The organism is Flavobacteriales bacterium (assembly GCA_016699575.1).
Taxonomy (GTDB): domain Bacteria; phylum Bacteroidota; class Bacteroidia; order Flavobacteriales_F; family PHOS-HE28; genus PHOS-HE28.
In genome coordinates, this window is sequence record CP064979.1 from 1,519,956 (window position 1) to 1,536,251 (window position 16,296).

The 16,296-nt window shown below is 62.0% G+C and carries 16 protein-coding genes; 9 read left to right on the plus strand and 7 right to left on the minus strand.

The features are described 5' to 3' along the window. The first annotated feature begins 13 nt into the window (after positions 1–13). Genes IPJ76_06270 through IPJ76_06295 form a run of 6 tightly spaced genes read left to right on the plus strand, consistent with a single transcriptional unit; the run spans position 14 to position 7,863 of the window. The gene (locus tag IPJ76_06270; protein QQR87826.1) at positions 14–3,127 is read left to right on the plus strand and encodes a hypothetical protein; all 3,114 of its coding nucleotides are present in this window, start codon (positions 14–16) and stop codon (positions 3,125–3,127) included. Continuing rightward, entirely contained in the window at positions 3,124–3,759 is a 636-nt protein-coding gene (locus IPJ76_06275; GenBank protein QQR87827.1) for a response regulator transcription factor, read from the plus strand. The genes IPJ76_06270 and IPJ76_06275 overlap by 4 nt, the downstream gene beginning before the upstream one ends. 40 nt (positions 3,760–3,799) lie before the next feature. Then, on the plus strand, positions 3,800–4,624 hold the full coding sequence (gene fdhD, locus IPJ76_06280) for a formate dehydrogenase accessory sulfurtransferase FdhD (GenBank protein QQR88409.1): 825 nt from the start codon (positions 3,800–3,802) through the stop codon (positions 4,622–4,624). Beyond that, positions 4,621–5,193: a GrpB family protein gene (locus IPJ76_06285; GenBank protein QQR87828.1), complete on the plus strand. Its 573-nt coding sequence runs from the start codon at positions 4,621–4,623 to the stop codon at positions 5,191–5,193. The genes fdhD and IPJ76_06285 overlap by 4 nt, the downstream gene beginning before the upstream one ends. Beyond that, entirely contained in the window at positions 5,190–5,612 is a 423-nt protein-coding gene (locus tag IPJ76_06290; protein ID QQR87829.1) for a hypothetical protein, read from the plus strand. Before IPJ76_06285 ends, IPJ76_06290 begins: the two co-directional genes overlap by 4 nt. A gap of 49 nt (positions 5,613–5,661) precedes the next feature. Further along, entirely contained in the window at positions 5,662–7,863 is a 2,202-nt protein-coding gene (locus IPJ76_06295; GenBank protein QQR87830.1) for a T9SS type A sorting domain-containing protein, read from the plus strand. 81 nt (positions 7,864–7,944) lie between these two features. On the opposite strand, the gene IPJ76_06300 is transcribed toward IPJ76_06295, so the two are convergent. The 3 genes from IPJ76_06300 to IPJ76_06310 all read right to left on the minus strand — a co-directional run bounded on the left by IPJ76_06300 (position 7,945) and on the right by IPJ76_06310 (position 9,542). Further along, positions 7,945–8,364: a DUF2007 domain-containing protein gene (locus IPJ76_06300; GenBank protein QQR87831.1), complete on the minus strand. Its 420-nt coding sequence runs from the start codon at positions 8,362–8,364 to the stop codon at positions 7,945–7,947. Further along, positions 8,361–8,804, minus strand: coding sequence for a hypothetical protein (locus IPJ76_06305; protein QQR87832.1), 444 nt, complete (start codon positions 8,802–8,804; stop codon positions 8,361–8,363). The genes IPJ76_06300 and IPJ76_06305 overlap by 4 nt, the downstream gene beginning before the upstream one ends. Positions 8,805–8,927: 123 nt before the next feature. Further along, positions 8,928–9,542: a fibronectin type III domain-containing protein gene (locus IPJ76_06310; GenBank protein ID QQR87833.1), complete on the minus strand. Its 615-nt coding sequence runs from the start codon at positions 9,540–9,542 to the stop codon at positions 8,928–8,930. A gap of 557 nt (positions 9,543–10,099) precedes the next feature. Here IPJ76_06310 and IPJ76_06315 point away from each other — a divergent pair. Together IPJ76_06315 and IPJ76_06320 are read left to right on the plus strand one after the other, a co-directional pair. Beyond that, positions 10,100–10,852: a hypothetical protein gene (locus IPJ76_06315; protein ID QQR87834.1), complete on the plus strand. Its 753-nt coding sequence runs from the start codon at positions 10,100–10,102 to the stop codon at positions 10,850–10,852. A 140-nt stretch (positions 10,853–10,992) separates the two neighbouring features. Further along, a complete protein-coding gene (locus tag IPJ76_06320) occupies positions 10,993–11,793 on the plus strand; it encodes a hypothetical protein (GenBank protein ID QQR87835.1) in 801 nt (266 codons plus the stop codon). 316 nt (positions 11,794–12,109) lie between these two features. Here IPJ76_06320 and IPJ76_06325 read toward each other — a convergent pair whose 3' ends face one another. The 4 genes from IPJ76_06325 to IPJ76_06340 form a co-directional block, all read right to left on the minus strand. Continuing rightward, a complete protein-coding gene (locus tag IPJ76_06325) occupies positions 12,110–12,460 on the minus strand; it encodes a hypothetical protein (GenBank protein ID QQR87836.1) in 351 nt (116 codons plus the stop codon). A gap of 30 nt (positions 12,461–12,490) precedes the next feature. After that, entirely contained in the window at positions 12,491–12,772 is a 282-nt protein-coding gene (locus IPJ76_06330; GenBank protein QQR87837.1) for a hypothetical protein, read from the minus strand. 133 nt (positions 12,773–12,905) lie between these two features. After that, positions 12,906–13,571: a hypothetical protein gene (locus IPJ76_06335; GenBank protein ID QQR87838.1), complete on the minus strand. Its 666-nt coding sequence runs from the start codon at positions 13,569–13,571 to the stop codon at positions 12,906–12,908. Positions 13,572–14,160: 589 nt separating this feature from the next. Further along, on the minus strand, positions 14,161–15,390 hold the full coding sequence (locus IPJ76_06340) for a hypothetical protein (GenBank protein ID QQR87839.1): 1,230 nt from the start codon (positions 15,388–15,390) through the stop codon (positions 14,161–14,163). On the opposite strand from IPJ76_06340, the gene IPJ76_06345 reads away from it, so the two are divergent. Beyond that, positions 15,367–16,296 carry a glycerophosphodiester phosphodiesterase gene (locus tag IPJ76_06345; GenBank protein QQR87840.1) on the plus strand — a complete coding sequence of 310 codons (930 nt, stop codon included), beginning with the start codon at positions 15,367–15,369 and terminating at the stop codon, positions 16,294–16,296. The two genes, IPJ76_06340 and IPJ76_06345, sit on opposite strands and share 24 nt — an antisense overlap.

The window sequence follows — 16,296 nt, forward strand, 5'->3', positions numbered from 1 at the left end:
CGAGATTTGGGGCATGCGCGCGCTGCTGTCTATCCTGGTGGGGTCGTCGATCACGGCCCATGGGCAGCTCCTGTTCGACCATGTGACCGCGATCGATGGCCTGCCGGGCAACGAGGTGCTCATCGTGCACGAGGACAGCAAGGGTTATGTGTGGGCAGGAACGCGCACCGGGCTGGCCCGGCTGGAAGGCGCGCGCATCCGCACCTTCTTCCATGACCGGTCCGACAGCAGCAGCTTGGCACACGACCAAGTGAACGGCATGGACGAGGATGGACAAGGCCGAGCGTGGTTCGCCACCATGGCCGGGCTCTCGCTCTACGATCCAGTGAGCGGTACGTTCCGGTCGTTCCGTGTAAGGGCGGAAGGGAATGCCGCGCACCAGGCGAACCGCATGGTGGACATCCTCTGTGTTGGCGACACGCTCTTGTGGGTGACCACGGAGGACGGCCTCTACCGTTTCGATCCACGCAGCAACCTCTTCACGAAAGCACCGACGGAACGCGCTGGCGAAGGTCCGCCCGGACCGGTGACCTACGCCAACGAACTCTGCTGGGATGCCCGTCGCCAGGGCATGTGGGTGGGCTGTGCGGCAGGGCTCGCCTTCTGGGATGCGCACAAGGATCACTGGCTGGATCACCGCAATTCAACGGATCCGTGGTTCCAGACCAAGAAGGTGCAGGTACCACTGTTGCAACACACCGATACCCTTTGGTTCTTCACCACCAACGATTACACACTGCGGGGTTGGGACCTTACCGATCGTACCACTTGGGAGGTGGATTCAACCGGTGGTGAGCGCAACCACTTCACCTTGCGGTGGCAGGCCATCGATCATCGTGGCGTCCACTGGCTTTCCACCTGGACGCACCGGTTGTTCCAGCGTTCCGCCAATGGGAAGTGGAACGAACAAAAGCCCTCCACCACAGACCCCGCAGCGCTGCGCACCGGACGTATGAACGCAACATGCCTGGCCCGGAACGGCGACCGCTGGTTTGCCACGGACAAGGGCCTGGCCGTGCTCCGCAAGGAGAACGAAGACCTCTCCCTGGTAAGGCTGGACGGGATCACCAAAGGGATCGGCGCTCTGCTGATGCTGCACGACGATACCCTGCTGGTGGGCGGATACAACGACGGGATCGTCCGATGGGTGCCCTCCACCGGGGAGCAACGACACGCCTTGGTGGAACGGACCCTGCAACCGAACGAAGAACGGATCTGGAGCAATTCCATCAACGGCTTCGTACGCGACCGTACCGGCAGGGTGTTGGCCAGCACCACCGGCCAGCCTTTGGAAGTCCATGCTGCGACCATGCAGCTTGTTGAACTGCCGCAGCTGCTGGGGAACCTCCCAGAGGGCCGTCCAGCTCGCTTCACAACCTTCCTCGTGCCCGAAGGCGAACATTACTTGTGGGCCGGTACGTGGGCGCGTGGCCTCTTCCGGATCGACCTCCGCGATGGCAGCGTCGCGCACACCGATGAACGCGGGGGGCCGTTCGGCCGCCTGACCAGGAACGAAACCCTTTCCTGGTTGACCGATCGCCATGGGCAACGCTGGCTGGGCCTCAACAACGGTGGTGGGTTGATGGTCATGCGCAACGGGATGTTCACACCGGTGAAGGAGCCGCGCGGCGGTAACCTTGGTGGTGTGGTGCGGCGCTTGGTGGAAGGTCCTGATGGGGCGATCTGGCTCGGCACGCACGAAGAAGGTGCCATGCGCTACGATCCGGCCACCGGCGAAGTAGCGCACTTCGGTAGGCGGAACGGGTTGCCCGGCGTGCGCGTGGGACACCTGTTCTTCGACACGCTGGGCACCTTGTGGGCATGCACCGACCACGGGATCGCATACATGCGGTCAGGCGCCGACGGGTTCCGGGTGATGCCGCTGCCTGCGGGTCTCGACCCCGCCGATGTGGCGTATGCCAGTGCGCGGCTCTCCGATGGCCGGTTGGTCTTCGGCATTGGCCGCTACCTGCTGCTCTTCGATCCGGAGCGCGGCATGCACACGGCCACGGACCTGCGCGCCGGCATCACCGGGTTCGACATCAACGGCAAGCGCTTTCGCGATGTGCTGCCGTCCGGTGCGATCAACGTGCTTGAAGACGCCCGTGCGCTGAGCTTCGAGCTCGCCGTGGCCGGTGCCCCGCCCGGTGTGGCGCCCTCATTCCGGTTCCGCACGGACACCTCACAGGCGTGGGTCGCCATCGGCACATCCGCGCGCCTCGACCTGTTCGACCTTCCGGTGGGCCGGCATCTGCTGCAGGTGCAATGCAGTGTGAACGGTGTGGACTGGTGCGTGGCATACGACCTGCCCATCACCGTAGAACCCTTGCTGCACCGTGCCACGTGGTTCAGAGCGCTGATGGCGGCAGTCGTGCTGGCTGCGCTGGTACTGATAGCATGGCTATACATGCAAGCCCGTTTGCGCAAACAGCGTGCAGCGTTCGAACGCGAGCAGGCCGTGCTGCAGGAACGCATGCGCATTGCCGGCGACATGCACGACGACCTCGGTGCAGGGCTGAGCGGCTTGAAGTTGCGGAGCGAAATGGCCCTGCGCGTGGAGAAAGATCCCGCGAAGCGCGAACTGCTCGGTTCATTGGCACGCTCGGCAGGCGAGCTCATCGGCAGCATGCGCCAGATCATCTGGACGATGAACGAGGACCAGGGCACCTTGGGTGATCTGGCCTCGTACACCGGCAACTACGCACGCACCTATTGCGAAGCGAACGGACTGGTCGCGGAGGTGGAACTGGATGCGCAGTGGCCCGATGTGCAGCTCACCAGCGAGCAGCGCCGCAACGTATTCCTCTTCGCGAAAGAGGCGCTGCACAACGTTGTGAAGCACGCCGGAGCGAGCACGGTGCACCTGGAGATCCACGTGGACGGAACGCTGCTCCAGGTGGTGGTGGCCGACGATGGCACCGGCTTGCCCAAGGGCGCGGACCACAGCATCGGCAACGGTCTGCGCAACATGCACAAGCGCATCCGATCCCTCGGGGGCTTCCTGGCGCACGGCACCGGGGTGAACGGCCGGGGCACACGCCTCACGGCGGAAGTCCCCATCGGACGTGCACCTAACAAACGTTCTATTGTGGCGCACAACGCCGCGGAACAATTTGGCGCCGCATGAACAGGCCTATCCGTGTGAGCATCGTGGAGGACGACTCCACCATCCGGGAAACCCTTTCCGCATTGTTCGGTTTCGAGGATGGCATGGACCTCTTCACCGTGCACAGCACCGCCGAGGATGCCTTGCTGAGGATCAATGACCACTGCCCGGATGTGATGGTCATGGACATCAACCTGCCGGGGGCGAGCGGCATCGACTGCGTGCGCAACATGAGCCAACGCTGCCGCAGCGCGCAGTTCCTCATGTACACCGTGCACGACGACGACCACCGCGTGTTCGAAGCGCTGAAGGCGGGCGCCAATGGATACATCCTCAAGAGCTCCACCCCCGACGAGATCATTGCCGCCGTAAGGGAGCTGCATGCCGGTGGAAGTCCGATGAGCGCGCATGTGGCCCGGCGCGTGGTGCAGCACCTAAGGCCCTTGGGCGCCACTTCGTCCGTTGCCGATGCCGAGCTCAGCCTGCGCGAAAAGCAAGTGCTGGAACTCCTCGCCGAAGGCCTCCTCTACAAGGAGATCAGCGATCGCCTCGGGATCACGGTGGGCACCATCAAGCAGCACATCCACCGCATCTACGGGAAGATGCACGTGCAGAACCGCACCGAGGCCGTGAACCGGTTCTTCGGGCGGTGACCCGTCAAGGGCATTGCCGCCCGTACATTTCGGCATGCGTATGCCCGTAGCGCCCGTGAGCATCCAACGGCACGACGGACCTGAGCTGTACGCCACGGACGACATCCTCGTTACCGAAGAGCCGCTGGAGATCCGGCTGGGCCATGGTCCGCTGGATGCACGGCAGGAGTTCCGCCTCAGTGTTACCATGCGCACGCCGGGGCACGACGCGGAACTGGCGCTCGGCTTCCTCATCACGGAAGGCATCGTAGCGGACGCCGCCCAAGTGGTGCGCATCGTGCCGTGCGAGAACGTGAAGGATGAGGAACGCGGCAACGTGCTGCGCGCCGAACTGCACCCCGATGTGGAGGTGGACCCCGAACGCTGGCAGCGCAACGTGTACACCACCAGCAGCTGCGGCGTGTGCGGCAAGACGAGCATCGAAGCAGTGCATGCCCAATGCGCACGACCGCTCGGGGCGCCCCCCGCGCTGGCACCAGCGTTGATCACGGCTTTGCCGGAGCGGATGCGCGCGGCGCAGACCCTCTTCAAGCACACCGGTGGCATCCACGCGGCGGCGCTGTTCAACGAGCAGGGCGAGCTGCTGATCCTGCGCGAGGACGTGGGCCGGCACAACGCCGTGGACAAGGTGATCGGTTGCCGTGTCACGACTGCGCTCGATATGACAACCACACAGATCCTCCTTGTCAGCGGCCGCGCCGGTTTCGAGCTGGTGCAGAAGTGCGTGGTGGCGGGCATACCGGCCATGGCGGCCGTGGGCGCACCAAGCTCGTTGGCGGTGCAGCTGGCGCGTGACAGCGGTCTGCTGCTGATCGGTTTCCTTCGCGGCGAGCGCTTCAACGTTTACGCCGGGCAGCTCGCATGATGGACACTGTACCGCACGAACGCATCAGCGAACTGACGCGCGAGCACATCGCCGTGGTGGCGTACGACGCGCAATGGCCAGCGCGGTACGCTGCCATCAAGGAGCGGCTGCTGCGTGAACTGCCGTCGGGCTTCGCGTCGCGCATCGTGCACATCGGTAGCACCGCGGTGCCGGGCCTCAGCGCCAAGCCCATCATCGATGTGCAGGTGGAAGTGGCGCAGCCCGAGCACACGCGCAGCACTGTGGTGCCGCTGATGCGCGACCTCGGCTACGAGTTCATCTGGCGCCCCACCATGGGCGAACGCGCATCGCACTACGCGTGGTTCATAGGCCGCAATGCGCGCGGCGAACGCACCGAGCACATCCACATGGTGGAACCCGATGAAGCCAGCGAGGACCGCATCCTCTTCCGCGACTTCCTGCGCACGCACCCCGCCGAGGCCTCGCGCTACGAAGTGCTGAAGCAACAATTGCTGCACGCACACCCGGCCGACCGCGCGGCCTACACGCAAGGCAAAACGGATTACGTCCGATCTGTTGTCCAACAAGCCCGAACACAACACGCATGAAGACGTCATCGTCCCGCCACTACGGGAAGCTCTTCGCCCTTGCGCTCCTCGGCCTGTGCAGCTCACCGCTGCTGGCCCAACGCACCTTCACCCACACCGCGGGGGACACCACGTACACCATGAAGCAGTACTGGTTCGTGCTGTACACCCGGGGCGATGCCGCGCCGCTGGACAGCGCGACTTCCGCCGCCAAGCTGAAGGAGCACCTGGCCTACCAGGACATGCAGGCTGAACGTGGGCTGATCGTGATGGCGGGGCCCTTCGGCGACAACGGCAATTGGCGCGGGCTGCTGCTCTACGACGTGGAAACCAAGGAAGAGGTGGAAGGCTACCTGAAGGGCGACCCCTTGGTGCAGGCCGGTCGGCTCAAGTACGAGGTGCACCCGTGGTACGGGGCCGTGGGCACGCGTTTGAAATAGGAAGCAGCAACCCCGGCGCCTTTGTGCGTCTTTCCTTCAACTTGACCACATGCGCCCACTCTTACCCTTCGCACTTCTTCTTACCGCCACCGCCGCACAAGCCCAGTTGCAGGTCTCGTGCAGCGGCCAGGACGTCTTCTGCAACAACCCGGCAGGTGAAGTCCATACCACGGTAACGGGCGGCGTTATGCCCTATGTCTATGACTGGAACACGGGCGACACATCGGGGTCCATCTTCAACCTTCTACCTGGTACCTACACGGTGATCGTTACTGACGCCAACCAGGACCAGGCCACCTGCACCTACACGGTAGTGGACCTTGGTCCCATGCCCGACCTTACCACGTGGGTGGGCTACGGTGGCCTGAGCCCCTGCGAAAACACCTGCAACGGAGGCTTCCGCGTGCACTACCCGCCCGGGCTGGTGTGGCCCGTAATGCTCAATACCAATCCGCCGATGACCACCGTGGACGCGCCGTTCCTGGGGTTCAACGCGTATTCCCATGCCGAAGGTGCCTGTGCTGGTGCCACCGTCATCTTCACGCTGACGGACGCTTACGGATGCAACGGCAGCGGTATTGCTACCATTCAGGCCGAGCACGAGATGAACATCGATGTGCTGCAGACCGTAGGCACCTGTACTGGCAATAACAGTGGCAGCGCCACGGTGCGCACCATCGTTCCGGTCAACCTGTACGAGCCTGGCTCGGGCGATGTATCAGTGTGGGACCAGTTCGGCAACAACGCACCGATCGCGGGCGCGTCCGTCGATGGCGATACCGTTTGGTACACCTTCACCGATATGGCGCCGGGCACCTGGACGGCCACCGTTGCGGGCTGGCCCAGCGACGACGGTCCCGGCTGCACCGAGAGCATCACCTTCACCATCCCCGACCTCGGTTTCAACTGCGGCCAGGTGAGCGGTCGTTTGCACCTGGACGAGGATGCCGATTGCGTGCAGGACGTGGATGAAGTGCGCATGGCCAACCAGGTGATGCGCTTTGTGCCGGGCCCCTACTACGCCATCACCGATGCCAACGGTGATTACAGCGCCTACCTGCCCTACGGAAGCTACACGCTGGAACAGCTGAACCCCGATGCCGTGCAACGGTGTCCGGTGGCCGCGCCCATCCCCTTCGATGTGGTGAACGGCTTGCCCGACCCTGTCATCGACATCGCCGATTCGCTCAGCACGGTCTTCGACCTGGAAGCGCACACCGCGAACACCATCGCACGACCGGGCTTCAACTTCAACTACCACCTGTGGGCGCGCAACGTGAGCGGCTACCCCGGCGATCCCGTAACGCTCGACTTCACCTGGGATCCGGTGTTCACCTTCGTGAGCAGCAGCGTGGCGCCCACCACACAGGGCGCCAGCAGTGCCCAATGGCAGTTGCCCGCCGTGCAGCCGTTCGGCAGTGTGGGCGTTACCGTGACGCTGGCCGTGCCGCCCGACCCCCTCCTCATCGGCACCGTGCACAGCGCCACGCTGGTGGCCACCAGCACCATGCCCGAGGGCAACACCGCCAACAACACCAACACCGAAGACCTGATGGTGATGGGCAGCTACGACCCCAACGACAAGCAGGCCCGCACCAGCTCGCGCCTGTCGGACGACACGTACTTCATCGACCTCGATGAGCACATCGACTACACCATCCGCTTCCAGAACACGGGCAACGACACGGCCTTCACCGTGGTGGTCACGGACACCATCAGCGAGCTGCACGACATGGCCACGCTGGAAGTGCTCGGCGCCTCGCACGCCTACGTGCCCAGCATCGTGGGCGGCAACGTGCTGAAGTTCACCTTCAACAACATCCTGCTGGTGGACAGCACCACCAACGAGCCGCTCAGCCACGGCTTCGTGCGCTTCCGCCTGAAGCCCACCGCCACCACGCAGAGCACGGCGCTGCTCACCATCGCGAACAACGCCGACATCTTCTTCGACTTCAACCCGCCCGTGCGCACCAACACCACCGAGCTGCTCACCGACTTCAGCGTGGGCATGGCCGAAGCCGATGCGAGCACCCTGCTGGTGTACCCCGTGCCCGTGCGCGATGCACTGAACGTGCGCCTGGCCAACGCCACCGTGCAGCGTTTGCAGGTACTGGGCACCGATGGCCGCGTGCTGCACCAGCGCAGCGGCACCAGCACCCTCGACGTGTCGCAGCTGGCAGCGGGCACCTACGTGCTGCGCGTGTTCGCCACCGATGGCAGCGAGCACCGGGCAAGGTTCGTGAAGCAATAGCGCGCAACCTCCACAACGCAACAGCCCCCGGAATACGACCGGGGGCTGTTGCGTTCATGCCGTGGCGTTGGTCGCTGCTGCTCACATGAGCAGCACGAAGGCTACCACGAGGACAGCGACAACAATGAAGACCAGCCGCTTCCGCTGGGCCGGCGAGAGCGAAAAGGTGCGCCGGCCACCCGCGCGGGTCACCGGCAGCAGCGCACGCAGCACGTCCAGGAAGTCGGTCTCTTCAACGCCTTCGGACAGGTAGCCGCTTTCGATGAGGGCCGCCCTGGCCACCTCGGCATCCGTGTCCTTCACCAACAGCTTGATGCCGCCGATGGCATTGGCGTACAACGGTTGCGCCGCTACCATGAACTCGTCCTTCTGTGTGCACTCCACGCCTTCGTTCTGCACCATGGCCTGCGCCAGCGCGGCCTCGTGCGCGTGCAGGAAGGAAGCCACCACCACCCAGCGCTCCTTGGCCTTCAGCTCCGCAGTATCGTGTGTGTCGCTCATAACAACGTCCAAGAATAGACCAGCCATCCGCCCAGTGCGATAACGACGATGAAGACGAGCACCACGAACACGGAGGTGCGCTCAACCACCGGCACAGCCTGCCCGTTCATCCACTTGAACTTGCCACCGCAGTCGAAGCAACGGTGCACGCGGCTGGTGATCGGGATCGGCAATCCGGTGAGCAGGAACAAGCCGATGACAGAACCGCGCGCCCACTTTTCGGCGCGCACATCCTGCGACCCACAATGCGGGCAGGACAGCTCAGGTGCGTCGGCAGGCTCCATCATCCCGAAAGAAACCGACTTCACCGGTGCGAAGTGGGCCAGCGACCAAGCGTTGTTGAACGGTGCAGTCCGCGCGGTCTTCTGTTCGCTCGGAAAGGCGCTCGGCCTGCCGAGGGCCTTTCCAAGACCGGCAAGGTTCGTGGAGCAGTAGTTCATTCCCGCCAAAACGCAACCAGCCCCCGGATGCAACCGGGGGCTGGGCTTGGATCTTGGTGAGCGAAAGTGGTTCGTTCTTCGGCTCCGGCGCGTGGGCGCCGCGCTGCTGCTCGACGGTGGACCTTAGTGTGCCTTGGCGCTCGCGATCTCGCTGTCGGGACCCTCGCCGAGGGCGCCCAGCGCGATAACGCGGAACGAGTAAAGCACGTTGGCGGGCAGATCGGTCTTGGTGAACCGGCGACGTGTCGCGGTACCTACCGTTTGCCAGCTGGCCGGTGCGTCGGGGGTGCTGCTCATCTGCACCTTGTACATATGAGCACCGCGCACACCTGCCCATGAAAGGTCGATGGCCCCGGCGTAGGCGCTCATGCGGGCACGCAGATCGGCAGGTGCTACCAGCACGATGGGTGCCGGGGGAGTAACTGCATCGAATCCGCTGCTCAGTGCAATAGCGCTGTCGCCTTCGGCCACACTGTTCACGTAGCGGGCCAGGTCAGACAGCATGGCGCGCAACGTGCGCGCAGCCGTGTTCCTGGTAGCAATGGCTTCGCTGGCGCGGCTGTTGGCCGCCTTGTTGGCGTCCGACAAGGCCGTGCTGGCATCGGTCATAGCAGCAAGCGTGGGAGAAGGATTGGCGAAAGCCAGGTTCCCCGTCATCTTGCCCACCACGTAGTCCGTCTTGCTCACCAGTTCATCCGGTTTCATCCGGGTGGCGCCTGCTTTCACAAGAGTTTTCATGTGGGTTTGCTTTTTAGGGTTTTGCCTGAGGTGTATCTTCCTGGATTTGCTTCGGCCCAGCGGCCCCGGTCCGTTTGCATCCGGCCCGTTGCCTTTGTTGCTGTCCGAGGGGCCGTAACAGGGGGGCGTGTAGTCCGGGTTACAGAAAGCGGTTTTGTTGATAACCACTGACAAACGCTGCTGGCCCACGCTGGCGCTGCAACCGATGGTGTTCATCGCGCGCTCAAGCACCCTTCATTTTTAACAGTTCACCTGACAGCGGGTCAGTTCACAACCGATGGTGTGCTGCACTACACGTTCCAATTCCACGACTGCACTGCGGCGTTGTTGATCCGATCAGCCGCTGGTTGGATCCAACCAGCGGCATTGTCGATCCAACTAATTGCTCGTTGGATCCGATCCGCGGCATTGTCGATCCAATTTGTTCTCCGTTGGATCCGATCTGCGGCATTGTTGATCCAATCTGTTGCTGGTTGGATCCAAACAGCGGCGTTGTCGATCCAACCAATTGCTCGTTGGATCCGATCTGCTGCAGTGTTGATCCAATCTGTTTCAGCTTGGATCCAACCAGCGGCATTGTCGATCCAACCGGCCGTTTGTTGGATCCGATCTGCCGCCCAGCAGCACTGAACGGCGGCCTTCCTGTGCCACAAAACGGACCGTCAGGTGCACCCGCGCGCACGGTGCCCGCACCCGAAAAATACCCTGAACTGGGTATTGCGGTGGCCCTGGGCACGGGCGAGCTTCGTTCTGTGCTAGTGCACGGTTTGGCAGCGGTGTTCGCCGAGGCCCCCGGCCCCGGACTTTGCGTGCGTGCGAGCGTGCGCACCGCAGCAGGCACCACCACCGTTGACCTGCACGAGCAGCTGGCCTTGGAGAACGAGAACGCCCGCCTACAGCACCTGCTCAGCTGGCACAACCGCCACCGCGCCGAGCACGGCCTGCCCGGGCGGGCCATGCACTTCAACTTCTGCTGGGGCCAGTGCCACGTGTGGGAGAACACGCCCGGCCGCAGCGGCACTGTCTCCTGTCTGCCGTGCGACCCCGGCGCGCGCAGCTTCCGGTTGCACGTGCGCTGTTTCTTCCTGCACAAGAACGACTGGCTCTATGGCCTGCGCCGCTTGCCGCCCCTGCACCTGCACGCCAAGGTGGCGCGCATCAAGCTGATGCAAAACCCCAACAGCCCCGGCACGCATGTGCGCACGTACCCCGGTGAGTGGCGCCCGCTAGCACCGCGCAGCCTGGTGCTGGCCGAGGCCTACCACATCCACAAGGACTGGTACTGGTGGGAGGTGGAGGTGTGGGGGTGAGGAAACGTAAATTCACCAACCATGTTCGAGCTTAGTAGTTGCTGGAAGGGCTACTGGCCAGAGGCCCAAGACCGAGGCGCACTCGCTGCAAGTGAGCCAGTGCGGGGACATCACGAGCAAGCGCCAACATTTCACCAGCCTTGAAGCAGAAACAAGCGAACCCATACGACGTCATGTTCGATGGTCTCACGAAGCAATTGCTTGAGGTCAAGGACGTGGACAAACTTCTAGACACTCCGGGGGGAAAGCGCTTCATCGAGTTCATCTCCGTGTGTCAGTACGAGATGAATGGCTTGATTGCCTTTTACAAAAAGGTCATCATCCCGGCTATCAATAGGAACAGTGTTGAACAACTCCAGCTATGGAGGCAATCGCGGTACAGCAGGACAATCAACATCGTTGAGGACCATTTCCGGGAAGACAAGTTCATGATGATCAGACTTGCATACGTACAACTCTATCACCGCTACGAGTCTTTCATCAACGGACTCCTCACGCACTGCGAGCAACTCTCTGAAACTCCAAGCTACCCCCCCGGCACTCTATACGACTACATCACGACCAAGCTGGAAGTTGACCTCAAGAGACCCAGCTACCACCAAACACTCAAGGAAGTCAACTTCGTAGCGAACTGCGTTAAGCACACTAACGGATTGCCCACAAGGTCCTCCCCACCCGAGCGCTTCAGAGAGTCAAACAAGACCATCGCTATACGAATTCCCGATGCTGAGCTTTACAATGACATAAAGGCCATTCGAATCCTAATGGCTCAAATCATCCAACATGTCCTTCACGTGCACATGTTTCTTCTGCTCCGGGACATAGGCGCTGACCGTACAAACCCACTTCAATTCCTCTCTAGCTTGGCTGTATCTTTGAGCGAAGCATCCTTGCACGAAGAGTTCAGATCGTTCAGAGACTTTTACAAGTGCTCTTCGTGAATTAATCGTACGGTTCAACTCGATGCGCCTCCATCGTTAGTGCTCTTTCCAATACGAATTCATGGCTTTTGCGCTACTCATTGTACAAAGGGCATGCCCTGGCGGTTCGGATTAGCGCACCATGTGGCAATTCCTTCGATGAAGGCCCAAATATCCCCTGCACCTGGTCTTACGTAGTGCTTGTCTGTAGAATCCGAACCCAGCCTTTCGAATGCGCGCGGGACCCCGCAGTAGCTCGCGTAGGCCCGCGCTCGGCTTAGCCGAGTGCGCTTCAGTCTAGGGCCTTCGGCCCGCCTTATCGGAACTACGGATCAGATCAACCCCTCTTGCCGAACCGCTGCTGGTGGAGCGGCGAAGGCCAACGATAGTCAGGATCGTTGTTCTGTAGATCCACCACCTCGTTGATCGCGGCAAGAAAAAGCCTGGGATCTTGCTTCAGCTCCAGCGGCTGCTCGTTGGCCGGCTCCACGGCCTGGTAGAACATGAACAAGGTCTGCAACCCCTTAGTGGCCTGTGGATCGAGCAACTTGTAAAGCACCTTGGCCAGCACCCGGGGATCGGAGGAAGGCGGGAGATCCCCCAAGCGGGTAATGATCTGGGCAGCGGCACGCATGGCTGGATCCGTGAAGGTGGCCAGGTTCTGCTGAAGGAACGAACGGAAGTCCATGCGGTTGTGAACTCTGTACTTGGTAGGGGATCAGCGGGAGAGCTCCGCCGCCGGTTGGAAACAGAACGCCAAGCCCAGGACGATGAACCCTGCCAGGGCCAAGCGATGGCGCGAGCGATCACGTTGTCGGATGGCGGGCAGCTCACTCTTGTTGTACATGATCGTTCTGCTGTCGGGCTTTTGGTACACCAGCACGGTGAGCAACAGACCTACACCGTTGCAGAGCAGCGCGGCGGCGTTGAGCAGGCCTGGAGGGTTCGCTTCGCGGGGGCTCTTTGCACATCTTTCATTCAAGCTATCACTGGTTCGCATATAGTCATGCGTGAGAACGTGAACCACTTGATCGCGGCGTATCGGAATTACGTTCGGAAAGAATACGTGTGCTCATTGTGTCCATCCAAACTCTGGAACGCTTTGCAGGCGATCAAGGAGTTCTATCAGCGCATCAAGAAGACTTGGGAGGAGAAGAACGCGGAGGAAGATGTGAGGGCATACGTGACCTCCACTCCTCATTCTCCCGATCGATCAGATCCCACACATCCTGAAAAGTGAGATCCGGATACTTTTTCCACTTGACGTAATCCGGATCAAACCGCGAAATCTTCATCGTTCTTGCATAGTTGAAGAACCTCATCACTTTTTCGTGCATGCTGCTCAGTGTCCAAAGGCGTTGCTCCAACTGTGAGTTCTGAGAAGACGATTCCGGGGCCGGAAGCTTCTGGAGAAACAAAACAGTATCTGCCCGATCTGCCAACCAACCATCAAGCGCTTCCCGGTTTTCAACAAGGACTTCGTCGATATGAAGTAAGGAGAACTCCATGGCACTAGTGTGAGCATCAAAGCGCTTGCTACGCATCATTATGTCATAGGCAGGAGGGTTGTCATACACCGACCATTTTTCAAATACACGCTCATCAATTGATGGGTCCCTCGGTTGGTCCTGATATAGCTTTTGAACCATCTCCCCCCAACTGTCGAGGAGATTGAATATGGCATTGTCCACATCCTGTTGTTTCTCGAACCTCCGCTTCATTTCCGGCCAATGGCTCACCACGAGATGGAAGATGTAACCCGAGACGAATGAGCCGATCAACACCGAGACGATATCCATCACACGCCAAAGACGAGGATGTTCTCCCTCGTGTAACTCTGTTCGGAAAATGACCTCTTGTACGCCCCAATACAATAGGCAGAAGAGGAAAAAGAGGTTGACCCGTTTCGATGTCTTGTCGAGTACGTATGTCAGGAACGGGATCCGGGACTTGAACACTCTTGGGGCCGGTATTTAGAATCGATGGCCAAGCGAACATACCACGATGCGAACGGTTACAAGAAGAAGCGCAGGAAGCGGGGAACGCCTGAGTTCGCGACGGTAGCGGAATATGATGCTTGGTTGGCCGCCAAGAGGCTTGCCACCCGGTCAAAGCATCCTGTCAAGAAGCAGGTGTCTCCTTCTGATCAGCCGCTGGAACAGCTTGTTCGGTTGGTAAAGGATTTGGAGGCCCGCACTAGTTCGCCTGTGCGGGCAGGCGCTCGGCTTTTCGCCGAGTGCCTATTGTGCTAGGGCCTCCAGGCCCGTCTTGACCAGTCCCACGTAGTGTGCGCGGCGGGGCAGAGCCCCTAGAGCAGAAGCGCACTCGGCAAGGCCGAGCGCGTACTGCGCGAGCGACACGGGGCCAGTGCGCGAAGTGCAGGCTTGCTCAGTGCACCACCCACCGCAACACCTGCCGCCTCCCCTGCCCCAGCACGGTGCAACTGTACGCCCCCGCACGCAAGCCGGTGAGCGGCACCGCCCGCGCCCCTGCCAACGGCAGCGAAAGCACCGTGCGCCCCATGGCATCGTACAACACCAGTTGCGCAGCGCCAGCAATGCTCGTGTGCAGCACGCCGGTGCTGGCATCGTAGCGCAAGGGTTCCTCTGCGTGCGCGGCGGGCAGGCCCAGCGGCCCGCAGCCTTCGTGCACCAGTTGCAGCGCCACGCTGTCGATGAAAACATAGCTGTCGGCCGCGAAGACCAGCGGGTCCAGGTCCTGCACGCCCGTGTTGGCATTGCCCCGGAAGTTGCCGAGCGTCAGGTATTCCTCGCCGCCTTGCGCCACGTAGATGTCCGACACCGGCACCCAGCCGATGCTGTCGGTGATGTAGGCCCCCAAGTGGTCGATCTGCGGCACAACGGGCAGCGTGTCCCACGCCGATTGCACCACCATGCCGTTGCTGAAGTACGCGCCGATGCCATCGGTGGTAGCATTGGAGAACTGCTCGGCAAGGCTCATGCGCATGGAGAGGCGGTAGCACTCGCCCGCCACCAGCGGCTGCACCAATTGCACTTGCAGGTATTCCCTGAACTGCGGCGAGAAGAGCATGTACGTGACCAGTCCGGCGTAGGCATCGCCACTGAAGGCGTCCTGCGGTCCGTAGTTGTTGGTGGGCACATCCACCATGCCACCGGCGGCGCATGCGTTGAAGTAATCCGGCGTGGGCCCTGGTCCGTTGGGCACGCTGATGAACGCGTTGAACCACGGCGCCGCGCGGTCGATCTGCGACTGCGTGGTGGGGCACACGGTGTATTGCTCCAGATCGCCGTTGGGCACAAGGTTCTGCGCCGCTGCGTGTGCAGCAGCCATCACCGCGAGCACCACGAGTGCGGCGTTGTTGCGTGTGCGTTGGCCCAAGTACATGGCTGTGGGCAAGCCTTGCCCGTTACAAAGACACGCATCGTTGCCCGGAAAGGTTGGCCGCGAGGTGATGGGTGGTTCAGAGCGGTCCTGGCCGATGGAGGCGACGCCGACTCCCTCGCGCAAGCTCACGTAGTGGTGCTCCTGTGCACCCTCATTGTCCTTCCGCCCGACCACCAGTAGGACGTAGTGCATGCTGCTGCATGCCCCATTGTCCCCGAACATTGCACCATGCGCAAGGAGGCTCAAGAGCATGGCCCCCACCTGCGGCAGCTTCAGGCGTGCTTGGTTGCTGCCGTGCTTTCTTGCAGTTTCGCGTGCAACATGCCCGAAGGTTCACGCAACGTGGAAGTGCACGGCCACCGCGGCTGCCGCGGCCTGCTGCCCGAGAACACGGTGCCGGCCTTCCTGAAGGCCACCGAGCTGGGCTGCCATTGGCTGGAGCTGGACGTGGTGCTGAACGCGGAAGGACAGGTGGTGGTGAGCCACGAGCCGTGGATGGACCACCGCATCTGCCTCGATCCGAACGGCCAGCGCATTGATTCTCTCCGCGAGCGCGACCACAACATCCAGTTGATGACGCAGGCCGAGGTGATGCGCTACGACTGTGGCAGTTTGCCCCACCCCGACTTTCCGCAGCAGGTGAACTCACGGCAGCACAAGCCACTGCTGCGCGAAGTGGTGGACAGCGTGCGGCGGTTCGCCGCCGAGCGCGGGCTGCGCGTCCCGCGTTTCAACGTGGAGGTGAAGAGCGAGCCGGAGCTGTACCACACCCACCAACCCACCCCCGACCGCTACACCGGGGCGGTGCTGGGCGAGCTGCGCGCGCTGGGCATCGACAAGGACTGCCTGGTGCAATCGTTCGACCCGGCCGTGCTCAACGCGGTGCATGCCCTGGCCCCGGAAGTGGCCACCGCCCTGCTGGTGGACAATGCCGATGGCGCAGAGGCCAACCTGGCGCGCATCGCTTACCGGCCCGCCGTGTACAGCCCTGCCAAGGAGCTGGTGACCCCCGAGCTGCTGGCCCTGCTGCGCGCGCGCGGCATCGGCATCGCCGTGTGGACGGTGAACGACACCGCGGACATGCGGCGCTTCATCGGCATGGGCGTCGATGGCATCATCACCGACTACCCCGACAGGTTGCTGGGGTTGCTGAGGTGA

Excerpts from the sequence above, each read along its gene's own strand:
- IPJ76_06305 (QQR87832.1), bottom strand. The coding sequence starts at position 8,804 with ATGAACTACTGCTCCACGAACCTTGCCGGTCTTGGAAAGGCCCTCGGC.
- IPJ76_06275 (QQR87827.1), top strand. The coding sequence starts at position 3,124 with ATGAACAGGCCTATCCGTGTGAGCATCGTGGAGGACGACTCCACCATC.
- IPJ76_06295 (QQR87830.1), top strand. The coding sequence starts at position 5,662 with ATGCGCCCACTCTTACCCTTCGCACTTCTTCTTACCGCCACCGCCGCA.
- IPJ76_06325 (QQR87836.1), bottom strand. The coding sequence starts at position 12,460 with ATGGACTTCCGTTCGTTCCTTCAGCAGAACCTGGCCACCTTCACGGAT.
- IPJ76_06270 (QQR87826.1), top strand. The coding sequence starts at position 14 with ATGCGCGCGCTGCTGTCTATCCTGGTGGGGTCGTCGATCACGGCCCAT.
- fdhD (QQR88409.1), top strand. The coding sequence starts at position 3,800 with ATGCCCGTAGCGCCCGTGAGCATCCAACGGCACGACGGACCTGAGCTG.
- IPJ76_06345 (QQR87840.1), top strand. The coding sequence starts at position 15,367 with ATGCGCAAGGAGGCTCAAGAGCATGGCCCCCACCTGCGGCAGCTTCAG.
- IPJ76_06340 (QQR87839.1), bottom strand. The coding sequence starts at position 15,390 with ATGCTCTTGAGCCTCCTTGCGCATGGTGCAATGTTCGGGGACAATGGG.
- IPJ76_06285 (QQR87828.1), top strand. The coding sequence starts at position 4,621 with ATGATGGACACTGTACCGCACGAACGCATCAGCGAACTGACGCGCGAG.
- IPJ76_06300 (QQR87831.1), bottom strand. The coding sequence starts at position 8,364 with ATGAGCGACACACACGATACTGCGGAGCTGAAGGCCAAGGAGCGCTGG.
- IPJ76_06290 (QQR87829.1), top strand. The coding sequence starts at position 5,190 with ATGAAGACGTCATCGTCCCGCCACTACGGGAAGCTCTTCGCCCTTGCG.
- IPJ76_06335 (QQR87838.1), bottom strand. The coding sequence starts at position 13,571 with ATGGATATCGTCTCGGTGTTGATCGGCTCATTCGTCTCGGGTTACATC.
- IPJ76_06330 (QQR87837.1), bottom strand. The coding sequence starts at position 12,772 with ATGCGAACCAGTGATAGCTTGAATGAAAGATGTGCAAAGAGCCCCCGC.
- IPJ76_06310 (QQR87833.1), bottom strand. The coding sequence starts at position 9,542 with ATGAAAACTCTTGTGAAAGCAGGCGCCACCCGGATGAAACCGGATGAA.